Raw genomic sequence first — 25,850 nt, forward strand, 5'->3', positions numbered from 1 at the left:
CGCCGCATCGCCACCAGATATGATCGTCTCGCAATCAATTTCCTCGCAGCCGTCTGCATCGCTGCGCTGGTCAGTTACTGGTTATGAGTCCGGACCCTAGCCTACTTCGGTCATTAATGCGGCATTGCCGCCGGCGGCTGCGGTATTTACCGTTACGGTCTGTTCGGTGGCAAACCGGGTGAGATAGTGGGGGCCGCCGGCTTTGGGTCCTGTCCCCGACAGCCCATGGCCACCGAAGGGCTGCACTCCGACCACAGCGCCAATCATGTTGCGGTTGACGTAGATGTTGCCGACCTGAAGCCGGTCAGCGACGGTCTCGATCGTATCGTCAATGCGCGAGTGGATGCCGAGCGTCAGGCCATAGCCGGTGTCGGCGACGGAGTCCAACACCCCATCGAGACCGGAGGCGCTATAGCGCACGATGTGAAGGATTGGTCCGAACACCTCTTCGGTCAGTTGCCGCGCGTCGTCCAGCTCGAAGATATGCGGCGCGACGAAATTGCCCGATGACGGCGTAAGTCCCGCGAAATGTACCCGAGCCTCGCGCGTCATGCGCGCGATATGCGCATCGAGCCGATCCTTTGCCTCGCGGTCGATCACCGGGCCGACATGGGTGGCGGGATCGGACGGATCGCCGATCCTCAATTCGCGCGCTGCGCCAACGATCATCTCGATCATGCGGTCGGCCACGTCCTCCTGCACGAACAGAAGCCGCAGCGCGGAGCAACGCTGCCCGGCCGAGCGAAATGCCGAAGTCACGACATCGTCGGCGACCTGCTCGGGCAGCGCGGTGGCGTCGGCGATCATGGCGTTGATGCCGCCGGTCTCGGCGATCAGCGGCACGATCGGGCCGTCCTTGGCGGCGAGCGTGCGGTTGATCGATCGCGCCACTTCTGTTGAGCCGGTGAAGACCACGCCCGCGATGTCGCGATGCGCGACAAGCGCAGCCCCGATGTGTCCGTCGCCCTGAATGAGGTGAAGCGCCGCCTCCGGAATCCCGGCTTGATGCAGCAGGTGCACAACTTCCGTGGCGATCCTCGGCGTCTGTTCAGCCGGCTTCGCAACCACGGTATTTCCGGCCATCAGCGCCGCCGTCACCTGCCCCAAGAAGATAGCCAGCGGAAAATTCCAGGGCGAGATCGCGGCAAAAACGCCGCGCCCGCGCAGACGCAGCGTGTTGCGTTCGCCGGTCGGCCCGGGCAACGGCTGCGCGTCGCCGAACAGCTTGCGGCCTTCCGCGGCATAGTATCGGCAGAAGTCGGCGGCTTCGCGAACCTCCGACACACAATCATCCAGCGTCTTACCGCCTTCCCGTTGTAAGAGCGCGATGAAGCGCGCCGATCGCTGTTCCAACAGGTCGGCTGCGCGATCCATGGCGGCGGCTCGCACGGCCGCCGGTGCGCGGCTCCACGATGAAAACCCACTGCGCGCCGCGGCAACGGCTCGGTTCACATCTTCCGGCCCGCTATCGTTCACCGGCACGATTGAGACATGCTCAACCGCGATCTCGGCAACCAGCCGGTTCACCGCGGCGCGCTCGCCGAATTCGACTCCGCGCGAGTTGATGCGCTGCGGCTGGAAAAGATCGCGCGGCAGTGGAATCCTCGCGTGCTCGGCGCTGTCGGCGCTTCCTATGATATCGGCCGGTCTGCGCAGCAGCGTGTCTAGCGGCATATTGGGATCGGAGACCGTCGCGACGAAGGAGGAGTTGGCTCCGTTCTCGATCAGGCGGCGCACCAGATAAGCGAGCAGGTCGCGGTGACTGCCGACCGGCGCATAGATGCGGCAGGCGATCACGGGGCGATCCTTGCAGAGCGTGGTGTAGAGGGCTTCGCCCATGCCGTGCAGGCGTTGGAATTCAAAGCCGGTCTCTCCGTCCGTCAGTTCGAGAAGCGTTGCGACAGTGAGGGCATTGTGGGTTGCGAACTGCGGAAACAGGCGCGGCCGCAGCGTCAGCAGTTTTTTCGCGCAGGCGATGTAGTTCAGGTCGGTCATCGCCTTGCGGGTGAACACGGGATAGCCGTCGAGCCCGCGCTCCTGCGCGCGCTTGATCTCAGTGTCCCAATACGCGCCCTTCACCAGACGAACCATCATCCGCCGGTTCAGGGCTCGTGCGAGGTCGTCGATATAGTCGATCACGGCACCGGCGCGCTTCTGATAGGCCTGGACGGCGAGGCCAAAGCCGCTCCAGCCAGCGAGCGAGCGGTCGGCGGCAATGGCGGCGATCACATCGAGCGAAAGCTCCAGCCGATCGGTTTCCTCCGCATCGACCGTGAAAGCGAGATTGAGCGCTTTGGCGCGCTTGGCAAGATCGATGGCGCGCGGAACCAGCTCCACCATCACCCGCCCTCGGCTCACTGCCTCAAAGCGCGGATGCAGCGCCGACAGCTTGACGGAAATGCCGGGGCGGTCGGGCAGGGTCCTGTCGCCCGCGCCGCGGCCGATCGCCTCAATGGCGGCGGCGTAGGAACTGAAATAGCGGTCCGCATCCGCAGCGGTGCGCGCGCCCTCGCCGAGCATGTCGAAAGAGTAGCGGGTGCATCCCGCCGAATGCGCGTGCGCCCGCTCGAGCGCAGCCTCAATGGTTTCGCCCAGTACGAAGTGACTGCCCATCAGCCGCATCGCCTGCCGCGTCGCCGCGCGAATCGCCGGAACGCCGAGCCGTTTCGCGAGCCGCCCGATGGTTCCCTGCGGCGTCTCGCCCGGTTGGATGACCCGCGCCGACAACCCGAGCGCCCACGCGGACGCGTTGACAAGAAAGGCGCTGGATTTGGTCTCGTGGTGGATGAAATTGCCTTGCCCGAGCCTGTCCTCGATGAATCTGTCCGCGGTCTCGGCATCGGGAACCCGCAGCAGCGCCTCTGCGAGCACCATCAGCGCGAGGCCTTCCTTGGTCGATAGTGCAAACTCGCGCAGCATATCCTCGACGCCGCCGAGTGGGTCGTCGTTTTGCCTGATCGCATCGATCAGGCGTCGCGCCGTCCGATCGATCCGCGTTTCCCGCTCAGGTGTCAGCCGGGCCTCGGCGAGCAGCCGCTCCGCGATTGGCCGGTCATCCGGAGCGTAGGGAACCGAGAACGGCAGTGGAAGCTGGGGCGACATCGGTGATTCCTGATCACGATGATTCTGGATTGAATCGATGCAAAATCACGAACGTGATCGATTTCCCGATTTTTGAGCGAGAGCGGTCCCGCTAAGTTCCGTGCACAAACTTTCCGGTTCTGGTAGCAGCATGTGAGCGGCACGCGTCATCGATAAATAGGATCGCTGTTGCGCCTGCGCGACCCTCTCTCCGCGCGAACAGGCTAATCTCAGTCCGGGATCGGATATCAGGTCGAGGGACGATGGCGGGCTTTCCGGAACGACAACATGACCGCGCCCGCGTGCGCCGCCTGTCTCGTCTGCTTGTGGTGGGCGCGATGCTGCTCATGGCTAACGGCGTGGATCATCCTGTCGAAGCCGCAGAACTCAGTCCGGGAATCTCGCAGCTTTATACCTCGGTTTCGATCAATCCCCCGACCGCGGAATCCATGACGGTCTGCTACGGTTTCGTCTGCCGGCGTCGCGAAAGTCTTGATTTCACGGCCGCTGACCGTGCCGCGTTAGGGCGGGTTCTGGCGGCCGGCCGCTCATCGGCCGCTGCGGAACGCCGGGCTGTGCAGAAGGCGGTGGTCTGGTTCGATCGCCGCATGGGATCGATCCTCGGAACTGACAGGCGTGTGGCGCGGGCTGATTTCCGCGCCGGCGATGACAAGCACAACTTCGATTGCTGGGACACGACGCGCAACGTGACGAGCCTGTTGCTGGTCCTGCAGGGCTGGGGGCTTCTCAAATTTCACACCGTGGGAAATCCGCGTTATCGTGGCAACGCGCTTGTCTTGCAGACTCCGCATAACACCGCAGTGCTGGTGGAGCGCACCACGCGTGTGGAGTGGGTCGTTGACATGTGGACGCGCGGCTTTGCGCAATTGCCCGATGTCATGACCGTGGATCAATGGACCAAGCAGAACTGAGAAAATGCCTTCCTGCGCGACTTTGCCACGAAGATTACCCGATCGTCGTCGCCGGCGAATTCAGTCTGCGCGGATAGCGTAAACCTGATGGCGTCGGCGGAGCCCATGTCGTTCGCCCGGAATGGATCGCGCCTGCCAGGACGCGCTTTTATCCGAGCCTGAAGGATTGCGTCGGCGCGTCAAACCTTCAGGTTTTCGGCCGAAGTTTTGCCTCGATTGGCAACTTCTTCGAACTCAACCGTCTGCCCCTCGTTGAGGGTCGAAAGACCTGCTCTTTCCACGGCTGAAATATGGACGAACACATCCTTGCCACCCCCGGCCGGCTGGATGAAACCATAACCTTTGGTCGGGTTGAACCACTTCACAGTACCCTTAGCCATTCCCAAGTCTCCGCAGGATTGAAACAGTCGTCGGCCCCCGGAACCGGCTTGTCCGACGGCGCACAAGATACGCGGTCTCGGTCCGGCTTGATAGATCAAACATGAAGGCCGGTACCATTTTGCCACAATTCTGAGAGGCCTCAGACCGCCAAGTACAAGGGGTCTCGCCCGACCGGGGTAGCGCCGGGGGGCCACAGCGGCCGGTGTCCCAAGCTTTCCGGGGGGCTCTCGGCGAATACCCTTGCGACGTCAATACGTAGCAGTGAGATAGTCGACGATCTTGCTGATGTCGGTCTCATCGATCTGCGCGCCGTACACCTTGATCATCTTGTTCACTTCCGCCTGCCAAAAATCCTTTTTGAATTTCGGGCCGCGTGGCTGGGTCGCGATGTAATCCGCCGAATGGCAGGCCAGGCAATTGTTCTTTACGACGTCGACATTGAGTCCTGGTTTGAATTCGATCGTTTCGCGCGGGAGCTTGTAGGAAAGCGGTTCGGCGATGGCCCCCGTCGACTCGTAGGCGCAGGCGCTCGCGGCCAGTCCGATGCCGGTCGCGAGGGCAACAACAACTGAACGCGTCATGAGCCTCTCCCTCAAGAGACCGAGACGCGAACGGTCTCGGTGACGTTGCGCATGTAACCGGCCGGATTCCACGTGGCATCAGACGGCTGCACCTGACCGCCATCGCTGGTCGCGCGCACCTTCAATTCGTGTGGACCGGCAGTGAGCTTGACCGGAACCTTCCATTCGCGGAACGAGTATTTACCGTAGTTCCGGCCGAGCCGCGCGCTCTTCCAGGTCTTGCCGCCGTCGACTGAAACCTCGACATTCTTGACACCCGTGCCGCCATCGAACGCGATTCCCTTCAAAATTTTTCCGCCGCGCCTGAGTTGCGCGCCCTCGGTGACGTTAGTGATGAAGGAGCGGACATTGAGCCTGTTGATGGGGACCGTCGCTGTCGGCGTGGTGCCCGGTTCGACGCAGGCGCAGGCATTGTCGGGAATGCGATAGGCCGTCTTCATCCAGAAATTGTCATAGATGCTGTCGATGACAGTGATCTCATTGAGGTGCTTTATCCAGTAGGTGCCGTAATATCCGGGAACGACCAGCCGAAGCGGAAAGCCGTTGAGAAACGGCAGGTCTCTTCCATTCATCAAATAGGCCAGCATGACCTCGCCGTCGCGTGCGTGATCGACATCAAGCGCCTTGGCAAAATCCGGGGTCTTGTCGCTGACGGGGCCATCCATGCCCCCGAAAACCACTTGCTTGGCATCGTGCTGTACGCCGGCCTGATCGAGCAGGGTCTTGAGCGAAACGCCGCGCCAGCGTGCGTTGCCCATCGCTCCGTGACCGAGCTGGCCGCCTGCGACGCGGGGATTGACGAATCCGCGGCTGTTGCCCGAGCACTGATTGACCGCGACGATCTCCGTCTGCTTCATCTTTTTGATGTCCTTAAGCGATAGCTTGAGCGGACGATCAACCTTGCCCTTGATCTCGAGCGTGAAGGTGTCGGGATCGATGTTGAGCGGGATGTCGGCAAGATGATAGCGGACAAAGAAGGCGTCGTTCGGCGTGATGGGGCCTTCGTTGAAAACCGAGAACGGTGTTTCGAGTTGTGGTGGCCGGCTGGTGATTCCGATCATCGGACGCTTCTGTGGATATTTGACCAGTGGACGTTCGCCGTTGTCGAAGGGCATCGTCACGCTGTCGAGCGCCAAGGCTTTGAAAGGGGTCAGGCCGATGCTAAGCGTCAGTCCAGCGCCGATGCGTTTCAGCATTTCTCGTCTGTCGAGCATTGGCTTCCTCCGAAGCTTTATTGACATGGCCCGTCATCACGGATCACAACTCTGCAAGTTTGTCACCGGACAGCGGCAAGTCAATCGACGAGTTCCGAATATGCCGTTCGATGCGATCGATGGATCGGATCGCGAGATTTTGATGCGGCGGTATGACAACAGCCCGTTGCTCTCAACGTAAAAACCCCGGCCGCTGGGCGGCCGGAGCTTTTTGACCGGACAGGAAGGTGCGATTAGTCGCAGACGTTGATGGTCCGCAGGCGGAAGCCGAACGGGGTCGGCACGCGGCGCACGACGTAGCAGCCGTCGTCGTAACCGCCGATATAGGCAACGCCGAAACCGTGGCCGAAATGGCCGTGGCCGAAGTGGTGACCGTGATGCCATCCACCGTGTCCTCCGCCATGCCAACCGTGAGCCGAAGCGGCGGTCGGAGACAGCGTCATCGCGCTGAGGGATGCTGCGGCAACAAGCCCGAGAGCAATCTTACGAAACATGGTCGTTCTCCTTTTAGATGAAGCGTGGGATGCGCGGGTTTCAGGTTCAAAGCGATTTTCAGTTTCCAGTTGCGGGCTCTTGCTTGGTCTCGCTCTTGCCCGTCGCAAGTTCGTCGCTTGCTTTGAAAAGGCGGTTCGAAGAATCCGGCCGACATTTTTCTGAATGGACGTTCAGACAAGTGGGGTTTCGAGCCCTATGCGTGTGCGAAATCTCACACGGTGCGAATGCCGCTGAAAAATATGCGTGAACCAAGCGGCGACGGGCCGACCTCGCCCTAGATTGACACCGAGGACCGGGTGGTCAAGAAACGCGAGGAAGCTGCCGGAGAACCATGCGAGGACGCGCGACAGGTGTAATCCTCGACATCCAGATGACAATCGCACAGTCCGATAAACCCGCGTTGCCACCGGAGCGTCCCGCGCTTTCGTCGCTGCTTTGGGTCGCGGCATTGATCGCTGTGATGACCGCGATGCGATGCGTCTTTGCCGGCACGCTGGATCTGCGCACCGACGAGGCCTATTACTGGACCTGGTCAAAGGAAAGCGCGCTGTCCTTCCTCGATCATCCTCCGATGATTGCGTGGTTCATTCGTTTCGGTACCGCGATTTTCGGCGATACAAATTTCGGCGTCAGGTTTGCCGGGCTGCTGGCGATGCCGATCTCACAATTGCTGCTTGCCGACATCGTTCGCCGAGTCACGCACGACATCCGTGCCGCCATGCTGGCGGTTCTGATGATGGAAGCGGCGCTGTACTACGGCCTGCTGATGGCGAAGGTCGCGCCCGACATTGCGCTGATTCCGTTTGAACTGGCGATGGTCTGGTCGCTGGTGAGGCTCACGGAGAGCGGCGACGCGCGCTGGTGGCTCGCGGCCGGTGTTTTCGGGGGGCTCTCTCTGCTGTCGAAGCTGACTGCTTTGATGCTGATTCCCGCCATTGCCGCCTTCATCCTCGTGCCGGACTGGCGTTGGCGCTGGCTACGCAGTCCGTACCCATGGACCGCGGCGTTGATAGCTGTTGCGGTGTTCTCACCGGTCCTGATCTGGAACGGGATGCACGACTGGGCCTCGTTCAGGTTTCAGTTCGTTCGTGCGACATCGGAACATGATCTTACACTTCGCACGCTCGGCGATTACATCGGCCTTCAGTTCGGTCAGGTCGGACCGATCCTGCTGCCTGTGGTGCTGTTCGCGGTAGGCGTCACGGCATGGCGTGGCTACCGGCATCGCGATCCCGTCGCCGTGCTGTTGTCTACCGCCGTACTCGTACCGTTCGGGTATTTTCTCTGGAAATCGCTGACGCTTCGGGTCGGCGACACCTGGCCGATGTTCATCTGGCCGTTGGGTTTCGCGGCGGCGGCGATCGACATTGCAATGCGACGGCGCGAAAACTGGCCGGCGTGGATGCTGAAATGGTCAACGTTCTGGGCCAACGCCGCGATTGTGTCGGGTCTCTGTCTCGTCGTCGCGATCTTTCTTTATTACACCGTCAGTCCGTGGAATTTCATCGGCAAGACCGATCCGATCGGCGGTGAGGCGGGATTCGCGCAGGTCGCGAGCCGCGCTGAAAGCGAAATGCAAAACTCCGGTGCAACCTGGATCGCAACAGTCGACTACCGCGTTTATGCGATGCTGCGCTGGTATCTCAGGGATCGCGTGCCGGTGATCCAGATCAATGAGCGCAGTCGTTTCTTAGGCTTTCGGGATCCGGGTTGCGACATGATTGCCGGGCATGCCGGGCTCTATGTCGCCCGGGAGCCGGATGATGCCTCGATTCTGGCCTCGACCGCGGCGGTGCTCACGCCCCTCGGTCAGGTTCAACGGACCTGGCGTGGGCGGGTCATGGACACCTATGTGCTGGAAAAGCTGACGGGCTGGACGCCCGATCTCTCGCCGCCGCCGGCCTCGCCGTTTTACAAATGGCGACAACTAGCCGAGGGCGGGGCGGTTTGCCGTCTAGGGTCTATTTCAACAGGAGCGAATCAGACTCTAGCCGCATCCTTGTGAGAGAGGATGATCTTATCCGAAAACCGGTACTCACTTTTGCGGAATACGCGCTAACTCAGTTGCCGCCGTCTCGCTTGCGCAACAGATCTTTTACAAGGTCGCCGAGCGCGGGCCGCGGCAGCGCCGTGAACGGCATCGGCCGGGTAACGTCGATCGCCGCCAGCCCGAGACGGGCGGTCAGCAATCCATTGAGGACGCCTTCGCCCAAACGCGTCGACAGTTTCGCGGCGATGCCCTGGCCGAGCATTTGCTGGATCAGCGTGTCACTCGCCGCCATGCCGCCGGTGATTGCCAGATGCGCGATGACGTGGCGCATCAGGCGGATCATCCCGAGCGTACCTGGCCTTCCGCCATACAGACGCGCAAGCTGCCGCACCAGCCGCATCGCTGCGGCGAATACGAACAGCACATCCACGACGGCGCGAGGGCTGACCGCGGTGACGATCGACACACGCTGCGCTGCCACTGATACGAGTCGGCGCGCCTCTTGGTCCAGCGGAGCCATCAGTTCGCGTTCGGCGAGCCGCACCAGATCGGCGCCGTCGATGATGTCAGTGCTATGGCTCCGCAACGTTGCTCGTGCCCGGGCCAGGTGCGGATCGTTGTGGGCGAGTTTCACCAGATCGCGCACGACCGCGTCGGCTTCCTTGCGATTGTCAGCCGCGATTGCGGCCAGCGCTCGCCGATGCAGATTCTCGATGGTGGCGAGACGGGTAAGACCCGCGATCTCGCGGGCCGCGATGGCAATCGACGCGATGACAAACAGCGCCGCCAGCATCAGCCCGAGGAAACCAAGCCCCTCGCTGCGTGCAAACAGGTCGCCGACCAGATCGATAGCGCCGATTACGGTGCCGAGCAGGATGAACCCGGCCAATGACGACCAGAACAATGCCCCCCAACGAAATCCCTTCCGCGCCGGAACCGGAGGCATCTCCGCCGGTTCCGGGAGGAGTACGGGCTCCGGCTCGGGTTCAGCTTCCGGCGTGATGCTGATGCTGCCGCGAGCAACCCGGCTCGCGGCCTCGTCGTGTTCCAGGACCACGACGAGCGGATCGTCGAGCTTGAATGTGACGGGACGACGCAGGCCGGAACGCTCACTCATTGCAGTCGGTCTCCGATTAGGAACTGGAGCGCCCGGTCGAGGCGGATATGGGGCAGCGACGGCTCGCCAGTTCCTTCGTTTTGGAGGCGCGGGGGACGAAAGCGCAGAAAACGAAAGTCGGCCTGATCCATAGCGGATGTCGACAGCCCGCGGAAAGCGCCGTTTCCGCTGAAAAGTTCCTTGACATCCTCGGGCAGGTCTCCGGGGAATGTTGCGACTTCGGTGTTGCCGTCGAAGGTCTCGCCATTGGCGGCTTCGCCGGCAAGGGGCGTGCCGAGTATGGACGGCAGTTTCTCGCGACCGCATCGCACCTGCGCCTCGCGCGTGGCGCGGACCGCTGCCAGGGCGACGACATCAATGGCGGCGCCGGCGACTTCGGCCCGCGAGGCGGCGCGTTCCACAATGCGTCGAAGAATCGCCTCAAGCCGGTCATGACTGGTGTGATGCAAATGGTCGGCCTTGGTAGCGGCGAACAGGATGCGATCGATCCGCGGCCGCAATAGTGTACTGAGTAACGTGCTGCGGCCGACGCGATAGCAATCGAGAATTCCGGCAAGCGCCGCTTCGAGATCATATAAGGCTTCCGGCCCCGAATTGAAGGCGGCAAGTGTATCGACCAGCACAATCTGGCGGTCGAGCCGCGAAAAGTGATCGCGGAAAAACGGCCGCACCACGAGATCCTTGTAGGCCTCGTATCGCCGCCGCATCATCGTCCAAAGCGATCCATCAATCGGGATTCCGCCGGAGGGCAAATCAAGCGGCGCGAAAGTGAGCGCGGGCGAGCCTGCAAGGTTGCCCGGCATCAGGAAACGGCCGGGCGGCAGCAGGCTCATGGCGAAACGTTCGTCCCGACACGCGCGAAGGTAGTCGGTGAACAGCCGGGCGGCGGCGAGTGTCGCCTGTTCATCCTCGCGGGCCGAGGGCCGCAGCGTTGCGAGATGATCGTGCCATGCGTGTGCGAGGCGCGCCCGTGGCTGTTGCCGCGATAGCGCCAAGCTCTCTGCCGACCACTGTTCATAACTCTTATCGAGCAGCGGCAGATCGAGCAGCCATTCTCCGGGGTAGTCGACAATATCCAGCGTCAGCGTTTGGTCCAAACCATTCTGCCGCTGATAGCCGATTACGAGCCGCAATTCGCTGATGTCGACCGTCGAGCTTGGCCAGCGCCGCTCCGTGATCAGGGTGTTGACGTGATGTTCATAGCTAAATCGCGGTACGGCGTCGTCCGGTTGCGGGGCAAGCTGCGCGCGGGCGATGCGACCGCTGGCGAGAGATTCAAAAACCGGAAACCGGCCGCCACGCGACAGACCGTGCACAAGCGCCGTGATGAACACGGTTTTGCCAGCGCGTGACAGGCCTGTCACGCCGAGCCTGATCGTCGGGTTGAAGAAGTTTTCGCCGTAGTCCAGCAGCGCGCGTGCCGAGAGGCGCGCTCCTTCAAAGATATCGGAAAAGCTGGCGGCCATATTGATGTGATGTCGGTGATGAAGCCTGCAATGGCGCACCTATGGTTCGTGGCAACCGGAAAGTGGCGACTGCCGAGCCTGAATCAAGTTCCGTATCCAAGTGAGATGTACATTAATTAGGTTGAGGCTTCGTTGACCCGCGGCTGCTCTACGGCTGCGGCGTGATCTTCAGAACTTGGCGGAGCCTGTCTTATATGGGCTGTGATCGACCTCGTCCTGGCCTGTGCGTCTTATGCGCGAGTGGAACGACGCGGACGACTCCTCGAAATGGTCGCGGTTCGCTCCGGGAATCTTGCGCCGCTAACGGTTGGCGCGCGTTTGCTGTTCATACGAGCGCAACATCGACGATCTCGGGCATGAATTTACCACTTCGGCTGGCTGTCTGTTCCGTTTTCGTAAAATTTTCTCTCCCTCCAGTTGTGTAAAAGAAGTTTAACTACTCGCGTAGATTGTATTTGCGAGCATTTGGGGACGACAATCATGAGCTTTCTACCGGCATCTCGCGATGCGAACGCGAAACTCGACGCGCTGAGCAGATCTCAGGCTATCATCGAGTTCAATCTCGACGGAACGGTCATCACCGCGAATACGAATTTTCTCAATGCGATGGGATATACGCTCGAGGAAATCCGCGGCAAGCATCACGGCATGTTCGTCGACAAGGAACGTCGTGACAATGCTGAATATCGCGAATTTTGGGATTCGCTGCGTCGCGGCGAATATCAGGCGCGAGAGTTTAAGCGAGTCGCCAAGGGCGGGCGAACGGTGTGGATTCAGGCTTCCTACAATCCTCTGATGAACGCGCGAGGCAAGCCTTACAAGGTCGTCAAGTTTGCGACCGACATCACGATGCAGAGGCTGCGCAATGCCGATTATGAAGGTCAGCTGAAGGCGATCCACAAGTCGCAGGCCGTGATCGAATTCAATCCTGACGGCAGTATCATCACAGCGAACGACAATTTCCTTAAGACGGTTGGTTACAGTCTGGACGAGATCCAGGGCCACCATCACCGGATGTTCGTCGAGCCGGACGAGCGAGACAGCGTGGCTTATCAGGTTTTTTGGGACATGCTCCGGCGCGGTGAATATCAGGCCGCCGAGTACAAACGAATTGGAAAAGGCGGCCGGGCGGTCTGGATCCAAGCATCCTACAACCCAATCCAGGATTCGGAGGGGGCGGTCATGAAGGTGGTCAAGTTTGCGACCGATGTGACGGCTCAAGTCCAAGACCGTATGCGTCGTACGGATTTGCAGAAATCCATCGATACGGACCTCGGTCAGATCACTGAATCCGTTGCCGCGACGTCGCGGCGCGTTAGCTCGGCCGCCGATGCGTCCACGCAAGCGTCCGCCAACATGCAGGCTGTCGCGGCTGGCGCCGAAGAACTCGCGGCGTCGGTCGGCGAGATCAGTCGCCAGGCAGCGGACGCGCTTGCTATCTCCCAGCAGGCGGTCACCCAGGCGAACGAGACCGGCACCATCGTTGCCGGGCTTGCGACCGCCGCGCAGAAAATCGGCGACGTCATCAAGCTGATCAACAGCATTGCCGAGCAGACCAATCTGCTGGCGCTCAACGCCACGATCGAAGCGGCCCGCGCAGGCGAGGCCGGTCGAGGTTTTGCGGTGGTTGCGTCGGAAGTGAAGAGCCTGGCATCACAAACCGCCAAGGCGACAGAGGAAATCAGCGGTCAGGTTGCCGAAGTGCAAAACACCACCGGAAGCGCGGTGGGCGTCATCGAGGCCATCACCCAGACCATATCGCGGATCAACGAAATATCTGCGGCCATCGCTGCGTCGGTCGAGGAGCAGGCGTCTGTGACGCAAAGTATCTCATCTAATATGCAGGTCGCCGCCAAGAGCGTTGCCGATATCACGGCAAGCATGAGCGAGATAGCCGACGTCACGCAGTCCGTCGACGCCGCAACCCGCAAAGTCAAGGACGCATCTCGCGCGGTGGCGTAAGCGTTGGTATAGAGGTCGTTGCGCCGGCTCTTCTCTCCGTCATCTCGCCATGGCATGGTTGCTTCCGGGACGGTACGCGATCGGTCTCCGGTCGCGCCTGCGGGAGAATTCGCGTGGCCATTTCCAATAGTCCTGGTGATTTCGATTTCGGTCTCGGCGAAACCGCCGATGCAATCCGCGAGATGGTCCGTGATTTTTCCACGAACGAGATCGCGCCGCGTGCTGCCGAGATCGACAGGTCCAACCAGTTCCCGCGCGATCTCTGGCCGAAGCTCGGCGCACTCGGTCTTCACGGGATTACCGTCGAGGAAGATTATGGTGGCGCCGGTCTCGGTTACCTCGAACACTGCATTGCAATGGAGGAAATCTCGCGCGGTTCGGCTTCGGTCGGATTGTCTTATGGTGCTCACTCTAATCTCTGCATCAATCAATTGCGCCGCAATGGCAGCGAAACGCAGAAGCGAAAATATCTGCCGAAGCTGATTTCCGGCGAGAATGTCGGCGCGCTGGCAATGTCCGAGCCGGACGCTGGTTCGGACGTGGTCTCAATGAGGACGCGTGCTGACAGGAAAGGTGACCACTACGTTCTTAATGGCAGCAAGATGTGGATCACCAACGGGACGCTCGCGGAAACGCTGGTGGTCTACGCCAAGACCGACGCCGCGGCGGGCGCACGAAGCATCACCGCCTTTATCGTTGAGAAAGGCATGAATGGATTCTCAACTGCACAGAAGCTCGATAAGCTCGGTATGCGCGGCTCCGATACCTGTGAACTGGTGTTCGAGGATTGCGAGGTGCCAGAGGAAAACGTCCTCGGTGAAGCCGGCTGCGGCGTCAATGTCCTGATGTCCGGTCTCGATTACGAGCGCGCCGTGCTCGCTGCCGGTCCGCTCGGCATCATGCAGGCTTGCATGGATGTCGTGATGCCGTATGTGCACGAGCGTAAGCAATTCGGGCAGCCGATCGGCAGCTTCCAGCTCGTTCAAGGCAAGGTTGCTGACATGTATGTCACCATGAATGCGTCCCGCGCCTATGTCTATGCGGTGGCAAAGGCGTGCGATCGCGGCGAGATCACGCGCGAGGACGCGGCAGGAGCGATCCTTTACTCCGCGGAGAAGGCGACGCAGTGCGCGCTGGATGCGATCCAGTTGCTGGGCGGGAATGGTTACATCAACGACTATCCGGCCGGCCGCCTGCTGCGCGATGCCAAGCTCTATGAAATCGGCGCCGGCACGAGCGAAATCCGCCGCATGCTGATTGGTCGCGAGCTATTCGAGAAGAGCACCTAGAGCGGAATGAGGAAAGGACGCAGCGGCTTTCCGCCTGCACCCCGTTTCTCAAAATATTGGAATCGATCACGTTCATGAAAATGCTGCGCTGATCAGCGTGGCAAAGAGCCTGAACGGAAGGCTGCCTCACGCTCGCGCTTTCTCAGCCCGCGCCGCGACACTCAGGGCGTCGCGCGCGTTCCGATCCATGTGTCGCGGGCGGTAGTCTAGTTGCGTTAGTCTAGTTATTGACGACGACGACCGTCGTGCCGATCGGCACGCGGTTATAAAGGTCCACCACGTCCTCGTTCGTCATGCGGAAACAACCAGAGGACACCGCCTGACCGATCGTCTCCGGTTCGTTGGAGCCGTGGATGCGATAGAGCGTGGAGCCGAGATACATCGCGCGCGCGCCGAGAGGGTTTTCGAGTCCGCCCTTCATGTGGCGCGGCAGATCGGGGCGACGCGCGATCATTTGCGCGGGCGGGGTCCAGCTCGGCCATTCCTTCTTGGCGCTGATGCGGTGGACGCCGCTCCAGCGGAATCCGTCGCGGCCGACGCCGATACCGTATCTCAGCGCCTGGCCTTGGGGGAGGACGAGATAGAGCCTCCGTTCCCCGGTCCTTATGACAATGGTGCCCGGCGCATACCGGCTCGGGAAATAGACAAGCTGTCGCGGGACCGGACTTGCGGATGTAAAATTGGGACCGAAATTCATGAAGTCGCCCGTATCAACGTACTGGGCGAAAGCGGACTTTCCACTGAAAACAAAGGCGATGGCAATCAAAAGAGCCAGAATGCGCGTCATTATTTCCTCGCATCAATCGATTTCACTGTGAGACTGGCCATAATTCGTCCAATTTCGCAAGCCGCGGCCGTGCAAGGATACCCCTTCTCCGCCGTCGTTTACGAAAAAGCCCCAGCTCCAAGTCCTGGTTTATGCGGGACCGCCAACAGTCATAGGGCAAGCCAGGATAAGGACGTGGCGGGAATAATGTTGATCTCAGGGTTACCGAAAAATGAAACCGGAGCGCAACGATGAACGGCGCCGAAAGTCTGGTCCGAACGCTGATCAAAAACGGCGTGGATATTTGCTTCGCCAATCCTGGCACGTCGGAAATGCATTTTGTCGCAGCGTTGGACCGGGTGGAGGGAATGCGCTGCGTGCTCGGGTTGTTCGAAGGCGTGGTGACCGGCGCTGCAGACGGCTATTTTCGTATGAAGGGCGCGCCGGCCTGTACCCTGCTTCATCTCGGTCCAGGCCTCGCCAATGGCCTTGCCAACCTTCACAACGCCAAGAAAGCTAGCTCAGGCATCGTCAATATTGTCGGCCAGCACGCGCTCCACCATATCGAATGCAACGCACCGCTGACATCGGATATCGAGGGGCTTGCTCGGCCGATGTCGGCCTGGGTCCGCACCTCGCCGGATTCGAGGTCGGTCGCTCGAGACGGCGCCGCGGCCATCGCCGCGGCCCAGAGTTCGCCGCCGCAAATCGCAACGCTGATCTTGCCCGCCGACGCCGCATGGAGCGATGCCGATGACGTTGCCGACGTAACCGAGACGTTGCAGCGCCCGGATTATTCGTCGCAGGCGATCGAGAGCACAGCGAAGATCCTGCGCGGCAGCGGAGAGACTCTGCTTCTACTCGCCGGTAGCGCGCTGACTGAAAGGGGATTGGCGCTGGCTGCTGGCATCGCCGGCAAGACAGGCTGCAAGGTGATGGGAGAGACCTTTAACGCGCGCATGGCGCGCGGCCGGGGCCGTTTTTTCGTGGATCGCATTCCCTACCCGGTCGAACAGGCGTTGTCGGTTCTGAAGCCGTTCAGGAACATCATCCTGGTTGAAGCCAACGACCCCGTCGCTTTCTTCGCTTATCCGGACAAGCCGAGCTTCTTGAAGCCGGAGGGCTGCGATGTGCATCGCATGACGGCGAATGGCGAAAACTCGATAGCTGCGCTGGAAGCATTGGCGAGTGCTGTCGGCGCCAGGCTGCGGGACGCGAAACCGCAGCAGCCAATGGAAACGGGGTGGCCGGAGGGGCCGCTCAATCATACGTCCATCGCGCAGGCCATCGCGATGGCGATTCCGGAAAATGCCATCGTCATCGACGAGGCGATCACGACGGGCCGTAAATTCTTTCCGTCGACAGCCTTCGCCGCGCCGCATGATTGGCTGCAGAACATGGGCGGTTCGATCGGATTTTCGACGCCGGTGGCGATCGGCGCCGCGGTGGCTTGCCCCGAACGCAAAGTGATCTGCATGGTCGGCGACGGCAGCGCGATGTACACGCTGCAATCGCTATGGACGCAGGCCCGCGAAGGCCTCAACGTCCTCACGATCGTTTTCTCCAATCGCATGTATCAAATTCTGCGAGGCGAATTCGACGGTGTTGGCGCTGGCGAACCCGGCAAGAAGGCGATGGACATGCTGAGCCTCGATCGTCCCGCGCTCGACTGGGTGACGCTTGGCAGAGGCATGGGGGTTCAGGGCCGCGCTGTCACCACGGCCGACGAGTTCAACAAGGCGCTTGCCGAGGCCATGGCCGAGCAGGGGCCGCGCTTGATCGACGTACAGATGTGACGACGATGCAGGATGCAGTCGTAAACAATGGTCGATGCGTTGAGCGCGGCGGGGAGGTGCCCCGGGTGCGGGAGCCTTCATGAGCCTGACCTATGTCATTCCCGACATCCACGGCCGCTTCGATCTGTTGAGCGAGGCCTTGCACGGAGTTCATGCCCACGCCGCTGGCAATGGGGGGACGCTCGTCATGCTCGGCGACTATGTCGACAAGGGGCCGGACAGCAGCAAGGTCATCGCTCGCTTGCGGCGCGGAATGCCGGACGGCTGGACCTTCGTTCCGCTCAAGGGCAATCACGATGCGATGATGGTTACGGCGTGGCGTGACCCCGCGGAAATGACGCGCTGGCTGGAACACGGCGGCGATGCGGTCCTGGAATCCTACGGCAGTGATCCCTTCGTGATTCCGGAGGCCGACATTGCCTGGCTCGAGGCGCTGCCGCTCATGCATATCGATGCGCACCGCATCTATGTTCACGCCGGGCTCGATCCCGGAGTTGGACTTGACGCGCAGCCCGAAATCACGCTGCTCTGGAAACGCTATCCCCAAGGCGAAGCGGCCGGATTCGAGGGCCGTCATATCGTGCATGGACACAACTCGTTTGCTGAGGGACCGGAAATGTACCAAGGCCGGACCAATCTCGACACCAGGGCGTGGCGAACCGGCCGCCTCGTGACTGGCGTGTTCGATGATGCATATCCTGGTGGGCCGGTCGATTTCATCGTCGTTCATGGCTCGACTCAAGGGACCTCGACCTCGTGACGCCGGCTTTGAAGAGGTTAAAGCTGGAACCGCACGCCCCTCGGATAAGAAGACGACCGGTTTCTTTCGTGGGATAGCCGGATGGTTTTATCTTGACGGCTGCTCGCGGCGCAGGTCTTCGTGTGGCAATGGACAAGGTCTCGAACTCGGTTACGAAACTGCAGGCGACGTTCCGCATCACGCTGAATGGCGAGTCCGTCGCCATCGCTACGGTCGGACAGGCCTACGACTTCATCACCCGCCTGAGCACCGCCGAGTGGGTGGAGTTTAGCACGCTGCACGAGGACGCGTGCGCCGCGCTCGAGGCCGCCGCTGGCAACGCGATGCTGAGCCGCAAGGCGACCGATGCATTGCGAGCGTTGTTCGCGCGAACAAAATTGTTGTGACTGATCGGGCGGGGCCATGAGGGCGCGCCGCGTGGCTAAATCCAAAATGGTGGGCGCACAAGGGATCGAACCTTGGACCTCTCCCGTGTGAAGGGAACGCTCTCCCGCTGAGCTATGCGCCCGGAATCGCCATCTGCCGTGAAGGATTCCCAGGCCTCGGTGTCGAATCCGACCCGGCGCGGCGACGAAGCCGCGATTTAGGGAATGCAGGGCAGGAGTGTCAAGCGAACTTGTACCTGCCGCTCGAAGCCAAGGGAAGCCAAGGGAAACCAAGGCAGTTCCGAACCATAACCAGTCACTGCGGTCCAGCCGTCTACGTCTGTCAGCGGGCCATCACTGAACCTGAACCGCCAGCGGATCCCGCAAGGGCGGTTGGCGGACGATCTCATTCCCGAACAACTGACTCGCTTTCCGACAGCGCCAGGTGCATACTCTTAAGGTTCCGGAGAACGCTGCCCGCGCTCCGCCCCCTTTTGAAGCAGGGAGCAACGCCATGAGGGTGCAACGTGGTTCTCGTCAGCTAAAGTCCTTGAAAGATCGTCTGGCCGAGTTTGTGGCAGGTGTCCGCAAGGCTACCGACGAACTTCCTCCGTACGCGCGCGGGGATGAAGCGTTGAGGAAACGCCGTCTATCGGACATTGCGGCCCATATAGAGGGCTGGGCAAATTCCTCGGGGTTGCAGACGCCGAAGTGATGCTGGTTATGCCCGTTTCGCGTCAAGCCTACGTGCCGGCGACGTGGAGAAATCGTGTGCGGATGTTTTGCTGACATTTGCCCAGATGATGCTGTGAGGGTGGCTTCAAGGGGATCAAGAAAAAAAGCCATTCCCTTTCAGGAATGGCTAAGGCGAGCTATGGAGGTCGTCCAGCCCTGTGTACTGCCGTTACCTTGTTTGCAGCCATACGCGGCAAGAATGGCCCATGTTTGCTGATTCGGCTGCAACATGATTGACACAGTTCTTTTCGGTCGGCTTTTCAGAGGCGCAAGCAATAGTCCGATCGTGCAGTGTCAGGCGGTGCCGCGCTGATCCGGCTGTTACTGTGGAGCGTGCGGGTCTGTTCGCGGGTGTCTTACGAGGCGTTCGGGATTGCCCACCAGCAGACACTCGCCGTTGCGGAAAGGCGTACCCCTTTATTGGCGAGGGAACGACCGGTGTTTCTGACGGTTGGCAAATTGAATCATCGGGAGGAACGCCATGCCTTACGCACTCTTTGATCACGACGTACGTATCGGCGAATCAGCGTCGACGGAATTGGGTGCCTGGCAAAATGCGCTGCGGGCTGGCCTCATTTCGGATATTCCCGTCGCCGACGAGCAAGGCGGTCAGGTTTTGCCGCGAGGCCTCACCGTGAAGCGGATGGATGAAAAGGGCGGCCGCGATTAGAGCGGGATCCTGACGTCACGACGAGCTGAACCGCCGACGGTTGTTGGAACCGGCACGGAATGCGACCGGGCAGTCAGGATAGCAAAGGAAATATCTTGCGTTACAGCATAATATGGGTTTCTTTCGAGCAAAGATATCTTCACGGAGAATAGAAATGACGGCTCCATCATCGAAGGGTGTGGCCGAAGAGGATCTGCGTCTCATTGCGCTCTCACTTATCTCCGAGGCGCCCCGTCACGGCTACGACGTCATCCAAACGATCGAGAAAATGACGGCTGACTGGTTTTTACCCGGTCCCAACGTCGTTCATCCGATGCTGGCCAAGCTTGTGGAAGAGCGCTGTCTGACCGCATCTGCTGATCCTCCGAGACTTTTCACCATCACGGACGAAGGCCACGCCTATCTTGAGCAGCATCGTGATCGCGCCGATGCCGTCCTAAATCGTCTGAAGGCTCTCGGCGAGCGCGTCACCCGCTGGCGGCAGGCTCTCGGAGTTGCGGAAAGGCAGAAGGAGGCCGACGCGGATGCTACGGAGGGACTGCTGGATGTCCTTGCCCGTGCGGCGATGCCGAGGAAATAGCCTTGCGTAAAACGAAGCTGGCGCGGCGACGCTTTGAAGTGAACGGGTTGGTGGGGACGATCGCGGCATAACGGAGCGCAGCCGCGGCCTTTGTGAGGCCGCCTTCGATCACGCTCGGCACCAGCCGCTCGACCTTTCGGTGTCAGGGGCGCATTCTTGTGGATGTTGTATAGGCTCGAGGATATCGAAGCTTTGCAACCTCAGCTTCCTCGGTTCAGTTCAGACGGACAACCTTCTGAAAGCTCCAGAGCCTTTCCGAGCGAACTGAATCGTTGATGAGTCTCAAGGAGCTTGTGATCTGATTCACGCTGTCTGCCGGATCGGAAACCCGCAGCCATAGCTCGCAATTTGTTCTGATCACAGATGTCTGGGCGCTGACCGCGCAATTCTTCTTTCGAGAACTATCAGGATGCGCGGGTCATAGGCGGTCGAACAACATCGTTCTTCGAACCGGCCATCCCCGCGCATATTGCAAGAGCACAGATCGGGTCTATGCAATCGGCAATCGTTCTATAGCGTTTTCGAACGAAGTGGATGCCGGTTCGCGTAAAGAAAACGCGTCAAAACATAAGATAGAGTTCCGCTTCTGATTCCATCGGAATCAGAAGCGGAAAAGCTCTAGTCCCTCTGCAGGGTATGCGTGAAGTACCACAGTGTGCCGTTGAGCACCATCGCACCCAGGATATTGCCGATTGTGACCGGGATCTGATTCCATACCCACCACTCGTAGATGCTCACGTTGGCACCCGAGAGGATAGCGGTTGGGAACAGCCACATGTTGACCACGGTGTGCTCGAATCCCAGCGCGAAGAACATCCCGATCGGGATCCACATCAGCACCACCCGGCCCAGGGTGCTGCGCGTGGCTTTGGACATGACGGACCCGAGGCTCACCAGCCAGTTACAAAGGACGCCTTTGCCAATGGCGGCGCACCAGCCAATCGCGCCGTAATGGATATAGCTCACCTTGCTCTCGGCGGTCTTGGCGATCACTTTGAGCATGCTGTCCGGCTCGATGGACCCGCCTTTGGTCAATGAGAACCACAGCAGCCAGCCGAAGAATATGCCTCCCAGAAGGTTGCCCACCATAGTCCATGTCCAGTTACGAACTAACTGGAACGGCGTAATCGTCCCGGCGTACATGCCGATGGGCATCGTCGCGAAGCTGCCCGTCGCCATCTCCAGGCCGAGGAAGCTCAGTGTGACGTAGCCCGCCGGGAAGACAAGTCCGGCTACCGCGAGCGGTATGCCCGCTGCAACCATGGCGAAGGTCACACAGGCTCCATAGGCCAGAAAGGGTGTACACAAGAAGCCGCGAATGAGTAGGTGAATGGTACCGAACTTAGCTTTCTTGGCGGCATCCGCCGCAATCGCGGCGCCCATATCGGACGGCGGCACCGTTTCGATCACAACGCTGGCGTTCGCATAATCGGCCATTGCGTTCCCCCCTGTGTATTTGATTTTTCCGATCACCGCCCCGTTCAGGCAGCGCCGTTATCACTCAAATGCATATCAGATATCTGTATATCGTGCAACGGCGAGGCCGGGGTAGCCGCGCGCGAATCGGACTCGACACGCGCGGGTAGAATCCCACGCGCGGGCAGAACCATTGAGCGCTTTTAACGAGGCGCAAGCGATCGCCAGCGCAGCTGCAAAGCGCCGTGCTGATCTTTGTTTACCTGGAGGATGGACCGACTAATCCGTCAAGGTCGCAATCTGTTCGGTGAACCAGTCCAGATCTTTTTTCCAGCCGGCATTGTCGGGTGCGCGCATGACAACCCGTTCCATGGCAGCTTGTCCCTGCCGCAGCGCAGCCAGCGCGTTATTGTGGTCGTTGGACCGGCGATACATCTCCGCCAGGTGCCCTTGGCTCACAGCAACACCGCGCTGCAGATCGACGTTGCCGGGATCGGCAAGCGACAGCCGCTCCATGATCGCAAGCCCTTCAAGAAAGGATTTCTCGGCCTCGTCCACATTGCCCTGCGCTTCCAGCACTTCGCCGATACGATCGTAAGATACCGTCAGATCGCGCAGCCAACCGACGTTATCAGGACTGCGCTGCGCCAGCCGTTTCCTGATTTCAAGCCCTTCGCGGAAGGCTTTCAGCGCTTCCTCCACTTCGCTCTGTGCTTCCAACACGTCGCCGATACAATCGTGTGACACCGACAAACTGCGTTGCCAGCTGACGTTATCGGGATCGTTGCGCGCCAGCCGCTCTCTGATCGCGAGTCCCGCGCGATAGGATTTCAACGCCTCGGGCAGGTTGCCCTGCGCCATCTGCACGTCGCCAACTTTTTCATGGCATACAGACAGATCGCGTTGCCAGCCGGCGTTGCCCGGGTCGATCCGCGCTAGTCGTTCGGCAATCGCGAACTGATCCTCGAAGGCCTTCAGCGCATCGGCCATGTTGTCCTGAGCCATCAGCACGTCGCCGATGCGGTCGTAGGACACCGCCAGGCCGCGCTGCCAGTCAACATTGTCGGGGTCGGCGTTTGCCAAACGCTGCCTGATGGTCATCCCTTCATGGAAGGCTTTCAACGCGTCGGGCAGACTGCTCTGCGCCACGTGCACGTCGCCGATCTTGGCGTGCGACACTGACAGATCACGCTGCCAGCCGACATTCTCGGGCTCGGTGCGTGCCATCTGCTGCGCGATCTCAAGCCCTGTGCGGAAGGATTTCAACGCGTCGAACAGCTTGCCCTGCGCGACCAGCACATCCCCGATACGATCATGAGAGATTGACAGACTGCGCTGCCAGCTCGTGTTATCGGGATGGGCCTTGGCGACCCGCTCCTTGATCGTGAGCCCGTTGCGGAAAAATTCGAGAGACTCCGGCAGCTTGCCCTGCGCCAACAGCACGTCGCCGACGCGGTCGTAGGCGAGCGTCCGATCGCGTTGCCATTTGTTGTCGTCGGTGTCGGCGCCGCGCGCCAGCCGCTCAGTGATCTCGAGCTGGTTTTGGAACGCTCCCAGCGCCTCCGGAAGATTGCCTTGCGCCATCAGCGCTTCACCGATCTTCTCGTGACACAGCGACAGCTCGCTCTGCAGATCGGTGTCGCCGGGGGCGCCGTTCGCCAGCCGTTCGACAATGGCGAGCTGCTTGCGGATCGATTCCAGCGCCTCGTCCAGTTTGCCTTGCACCGCAAGCAGGTCGCCGACCTTCTCGTGCGAGATTGATAAATCGTGTTGCAGCCCGGCATTGTCGGGAGTCTTGCTCGTCAGCCGCTCTCGGATCGCAAGTCCTTCACGGAACGACTTGAGCGCTTCAGGCAGCTTGCCCTGCGCCACCAGCACGTCGCCGGCACGATCATGTGCAACCGACAGATTGCGCTGCCAGCCGGCATTGTCGGGTTCGGCGCGGAGTAGTTGCTGAAACGTTTGTTCGATCGCATTCAGGACGATCAGGCGAACATCGGAAGGAAGGTGCCGACCCGCCACATCGTCAAAACTGACGAGCAAACGCTCGGCCGCGCTTGCGCGGACAGAATTATCGGGGTTCTCAAGCAGACGGCATATCTCTCGGGCCGCGCTCGCCGAAGTGCCGGCAGCCGGCGAGATGATCGCATCAGCGAGCGCTTGTGTGGCGCCTCGCAGCTCCTTTTCGCCAAGCGCTGGATCGCCATAGTACCGGGCAGCACGGACATCGTCCTTGCTTGCCAAAAGATGGATCATGGTTTCAGACACCCGCAGCGGGTCGCCGGGTGCAAGCGTCAGAAGGTGATCTGCGATCAGCAGGTGCAGTTCGGGATTCGAGACGCGTAGCGCGGCAAGGCGCGAGCGGGCGGCAGCCCGCGCCTGAGCGTGGTTGAAATCCAGTTGCGCAAGATCGCCATGCTGGTGAATCTGGCCGCGGAACAGGTTGCGCAGCGCAGCAAAGCGCTTCTGGTCCCAGGCTTCGCCGCTGACCTGAGGCAACAATTGACGAAAGTCACTCTCTCGCCATCCAGTCCGGCCTGCCGAAAGAAGACCGATAAACGCCGCCGCGATCGCGGGACCCAACAGCTCGGCCGCGCTATCGAATGTTGCGCGATAGAGGAGCAGGATGTCCGTAGGCATGGCGCCGACCGCATCCAGCATCGCATTCTGCCGACGCTCCTCCGGAGTGCCAGTATATTCGCGCTGCATGTCGGCAAAATCACTGGTAGCGAGCAGCTCGAGTTCCTCGAGCGCAACCATCAGCCACAACGGATTGGCCCAAGCCGACCCGCCCGCATGCTTCTTCGCGAGCAGAGCGTCAATCACCGGGGAGGCCAGCTTGCGCTGGTTGCGTTTGCATACCGCGTCGATGATCGCTTCGGGCGCCTCCAGTGGCGGGAGGGTCAGCGCTTCCATGCCCGAACGTTCGGCCAGCGCCTTGGAGGCGCCTCCGGCAAGGCCGGTTGCGACCACGCGCGCATTGATCGGCCAAAGCCGTGGCAACCAGGTGGTAAACTTCCCGCGCGAGGTCTTCTTGAACTGATCGATCGCGTCGATCAGGATAATCACGCGCCGTTGCGAAGCCATCCGCGCGAGCAGGGAGGCGAAAGCCCGCTCGACAATCTCCGGGTCGATATTGGCGGCGAGGTCAACATCGCCGGCGCCGAGGGCGCTGCCGAGTTCGGTAATCCAGCGGCGCAGCATGGCATCGATCGATGAAGCCCGCGGGGCTGCCTCCGCAGCATGGGCGAGAACGAAGGCATCAGTTTCCTTCATGCGGCGGAGAAGCTCGCCGAACAGTGCGCTCTTGCCCGAGCCCGGATCGCCGGTGATGCAGATCCCCCATGGCGCGCCTTCCCTCGTGGGGGAAAGCTCCTTGGCAGGGGAGAGACAGAGGTCGGTGACGCGCGCAAGGACCGACTGCCTGCCGACGAAGTCGCGTGCGCGATCGTTGGCAAAGCTTTGGAGCACGTTGCGCTCCGCCTGCATCTCCTCGATCGTGCTGCTAACGGATACCGACATCGTGGAAACCTCACTGAACAACTAGTTTATAACATCGTCGTGGAGTCGGACAAATCCGACCTGGCCGCGACATCCGCCAAAAAGACGATCGTCGAATTCGCGCCGAAGCGCCGTACCGACGGCGCGAAGATCTTGACTGGCGCCTCGTGAAAAGCTCTCGGCATGGTCCGCATTCGAACGATCGCTGGAAGCATGCGTCGTACAAAGTCGGTGTCCGCCGGCAGGTGTTCAAGTCCGGACCGGCAGCGCTCCAGCCCGAAACCACCACAGCCGTCACGGGTACACAGCCGTCACGGGTACGAAGTGGCCGAAGCCGCTAGGTTAGAGTTCTGCGAAACGATAACAGCAATAGTGTGCACCGTGACGCGGTAAGCGCCGAGCAAGCCTCGTACGAGCTTTCGAAGTCAAGCACTATTTCACGGCATTCTTCATTCCCTCAGCTCGGGGCTGTCGGTTCGAACTGGCTGCCCTTGCTTGCGTCGGCCCCATGTCGGGAGGCCGGGTAAAATCGTGGTCAAGGCTACCGCCGTTCCGTGCCCCCGCGCTCCATCGGTTATCAGATTTTCCCGTGGGCTCGAGTCTGTAAGGGCTTGGAACCAAGGCGTCAACGTGCCCAGCTAGCTGGAAATCAGAACGACCAGGAAAGAGGACGCGCCCGCTGCGATCCCGCAAGCAGAGCGAGACGGCCGACAAACTGTCGTTCCTTTGGGGGCGATGCGTCGCTCCATTATC

19 protein-coding genes, 1 tRNA gene and 1 pseudogene are annotated in these 25,850 nt (G+C 60.7%); 10 read left to right on the forward strand and 11 right to left on the reverse strand.

Annotated features, from left to right (window positions below; translation table 11 throughout):
- Window positions 1–87: pseudogene (locus tag B2M20_RS18925) on the forward strand (IS5/IS1182 family transposase); the annotation flags it as partial.
- Between the two features lie 9 nt (window positions 88–96).
- On the opposite strand, the gene putA reads toward B2M20_RS18925, so the two are convergent.
- The gene (gene putA / locus B2M20_RS04245) at window positions 97–3,102 is read right to left on the reverse strand and encodes a bifunctional proline dehydrogenase/L-glutamate gamma-semialdehyde dehydrogenase PutA (RefSeq protein ID WP_079445846.1); all 3,006 of its coding nucleotides are present in this window, start codon (window positions 3,100–3,102) and stop codon (window positions 97–99) included.
- Window positions 3,103–3,419: 317 nt separating this feature from the next.
- On the opposite strand from putA, the gene B2M20_RS04250 reads away from it, so the two are divergent.
- Complete coding sequence (locus tag B2M20_RS04250) at window positions 3,420–4,013, forward strand: hypothetical protein (protein WP_079445911.1); 594 nt, start codon at window positions 3,420–3,422, stop codon at window positions 4,011–4,013.
- A gap of 179 nt (window positions 4,014–4,192) precedes the next feature.
- Here the strand turns inward: B2M20_RS04250 and B2M20_RS04255 are convergent, their stop codons facing one another.
- The 4 genes from B2M20_RS04255 to B2M20_RS04270 all read right to left on the reverse strand — a co-directional run bounded on the left by B2M20_RS04255 (window position 4,193) and on the right by B2M20_RS04270 (window position 6,683).
- On the reverse strand, window positions 4,193–4,393 hold the full coding sequence (locus B2M20_RS04255) for a cold-shock protein (protein ID WP_011316219.1): 201 nt from the start codon (window positions 4,391–4,393) through the stop codon (window positions 4,193–4,195).
- 249 nt (window positions 4,394–4,642) lie between these two features.
- Window positions 4,643–4,975, reverse strand: a complete 333-nt coding sequence (sorB, locus tag B2M20_RS04260; protein WP_079445847.1) for a SorB family sulfite dehydrogenase c-type cytochrome subunit — start codon at window positions 4,973–4,975, stop codon at window positions 4,643–4,645.
- Window positions 4,976–4,986: 11 nt separating this feature from the next.
- Window positions 4,987–6,189, reverse strand: coding sequence for a SorA family sulfite dehydrogenase catalytic subunit (gene sorA, locus B2M20_RS04265; protein ID WP_079445848.1), 1,203 nt, complete (start codon window positions 6,187–6,189; stop codon window positions 4,987–4,989).
- Window positions 6,190–6,422: 233 nt separating this feature from the next.
- Entirely contained in the window at window positions 6,423–6,683 is a 261-nt protein-coding gene (locus B2M20_RS04270) for a hypothetical protein (RefSeq protein WP_079445849.1), read from the reverse strand.
- A 332-nt stretch (window positions 6,684–7,015) separates the two neighbouring features.
- Between B2M20_RS04270 and B2M20_RS04275 the strand changes: the two genes are divergently transcribed.
- Entirely contained in the window at window positions 7,016–8,689 is a 1,674-nt protein-coding gene (locus tag B2M20_RS04275) for a glycosyltransferase family 39 protein (protein WP_079445850.1), read from the forward strand.
- Window positions 8,690–8,744: 55 nt separating this feature from the next.
- Here B2M20_RS04275 and B2M20_RS04280 read toward each other — a convergent pair whose 3' ends face one another.
- Window positions 8,745–9,791 carry a YcjF family protein gene (locus B2M20_RS04280; RefSeq protein ID WP_079445851.1) on the reverse strand — a complete coding sequence of 349 codons (1,047 nt, stop codon included), beginning with the start codon at window positions 9,789–9,791 and terminating at the stop codon, window positions 8,745–8,747.
- Window positions 9,788–11,257, reverse strand: coding sequence for a YcjX family GTP-binding protein (locus B2M20_RS04285; RefSeq protein WP_079445852.1), 1,470 nt, complete (start codon window positions 11,255–11,257; stop codon window positions 9,788–9,790). The genes B2M20_RS04280 and B2M20_RS04285 overlap by 4 nt, the downstream gene beginning before the upstream one ends.
- A gap of 480 nt (window positions 11,258–11,737) precedes the next feature.
- On the opposite strand from B2M20_RS04285, the gene B2M20_RS04290 reads away from it, so the two are divergent.
- Both B2M20_RS04290 and B2M20_RS04295 read left to right on the forward strand, forming a co-directional pair.
- A complete protein-coding gene (locus tag B2M20_RS04290; RefSeq protein ID WP_079445853.1) occupies window positions 11,738–13,219 on the forward strand; it encodes a methyl-accepting chemotaxis protein in 1,482 nt (493 codons plus the stop codon).
- A 113-nt stretch (window positions 13,220–13,332) separates the two neighbouring features.
- A complete protein-coding gene (locus B2M20_RS04295) occupies window positions 13,333–14,508 on the forward strand; it encodes an isovaleryl-CoA dehydrogenase (RefSeq protein WP_173815909.1) in 1,176 nt (391 codons plus the stop codon).
- Window positions 14,509–14,728: 220 nt separating this feature from the next.
- Here the strand turns inward: B2M20_RS04295 and B2M20_RS04300 are convergent, their stop codons facing one another.
- Window positions 14,729–15,295, reverse strand: coding sequence for a L,D-transpeptidase (locus tag B2M20_RS04300; RefSeq protein WP_079445854.1), 567 nt, complete (start codon window positions 15,293–15,295; stop codon window positions 14,729–14,731).
- A 230-nt stretch (window positions 15,296–15,525) separates the two neighbouring features.
- Here B2M20_RS04300 and B2M20_RS04305 point away from each other — a divergent pair, with 230 nt between their 5' ends.
- The 3 genes from B2M20_RS04305 to B2M20_RS04315 all read left to right on the forward strand — a co-directional run bounded on the left by B2M20_RS04305 (window position 15,526) and on the right by B2M20_RS04315 (window position 18,216).
- On the forward strand, window positions 15,526–17,070 hold the full coding sequence (locus B2M20_RS04305; RefSeq protein ID WP_079445855.1) for an acetolactate synthase large subunit: 1,545 nt from the start codon (window positions 15,526–15,528) through the stop codon (window positions 17,068–17,070).
- 79 nt (window positions 17,071–17,149) lie between these two features.
- Window positions 17,150–17,830, forward strand: coding sequence for a metallophosphoesterase (locus B2M20_RS04310; protein WP_079445856.1), 681 nt, complete (start codon window positions 17,150–17,152; stop codon window positions 17,828–17,830).
- Window positions 17,831–17,958: 128 nt separating this feature from the next.
- Window positions 17,959–18,216, forward strand: a complete 258-nt coding sequence (locus tag B2M20_RS04315) for a hypothetical protein (RefSeq protein ID WP_079445857.1) — start codon at window positions 17,959–17,961, stop codon at window positions 18,214–18,216.
- Between the two features lie 47 nt (window positions 18,217–18,263).
- Here the strand turns inward: B2M20_RS04315 and B2M20_RS04320 are convergent.
- Window positions 18,264–18,338 (reverse strand) — tRNA-Val (locus tag B2M20_RS04320).
- Window positions 18,339–19,411: 1,073 nt separating this feature from the next.
- Here B2M20_RS04320 and B2M20_RS04330 point away from each other — a divergent pair.
- Complete coding sequence (locus B2M20_RS04330) at window positions 19,412–19,600, forward strand: hypothetical protein (RefSeq protein ID WP_079445858.1); 189 nt, start codon at window positions 19,412–19,414, stop codon at window positions 19,598–19,600.
- A gap of 154 nt (window positions 19,601–19,754) precedes the next feature.
- Window positions 19,755–20,180 carry a PadR family transcriptional regulator gene (locus B2M20_RS04335; protein WP_079445859.1) on the forward strand — a complete coding sequence of 142 codons (426 nt, stop codon included), beginning with the start codon at window positions 19,755–19,757 and terminating at the stop codon, window positions 20,178–20,180.
- Window positions 20,181–20,798: 618 nt separating this feature from the next.
- On the opposite strand, the gene B2M20_RS04340 is transcribed toward B2M20_RS04335, so the two are convergent.
- Window positions 20,799–21,617 (reverse strand): formate/nitrite transporter family protein, encoded by an 819-nt coding sequence (locus B2M20_RS04340; RefSeq protein ID WP_079445860.1) that lies wholly within the window; start codon window positions 21,615–21,617, stop codon window positions 20,799–20,801.
- A gap of 258 nt (window positions 21,618–21,875) precedes the next feature.
- Window positions 21,876–25,118 (reverse strand): ATP-binding protein, encoded by a 3,243-nt coding sequence (locus B2M20_RS04345; RefSeq protein WP_079445913.1) that lies wholly within the window; start codon window positions 25,116–25,118, stop codon window positions 21,876–21,878.
- Window positions 25,119–25,850: the final 732 nt, after the last annotated feature.

The sequence above is a fragment of the Nitrobacter vulgaris genome, from assembly GCF_002028545.1.
Lineage (GTDB): Bacteria > Pseudomonadota > Alphaproteobacteria > Rhizobiales > Xanthobacteraceae > Nitrobacter > Nitrobacter vulgaris.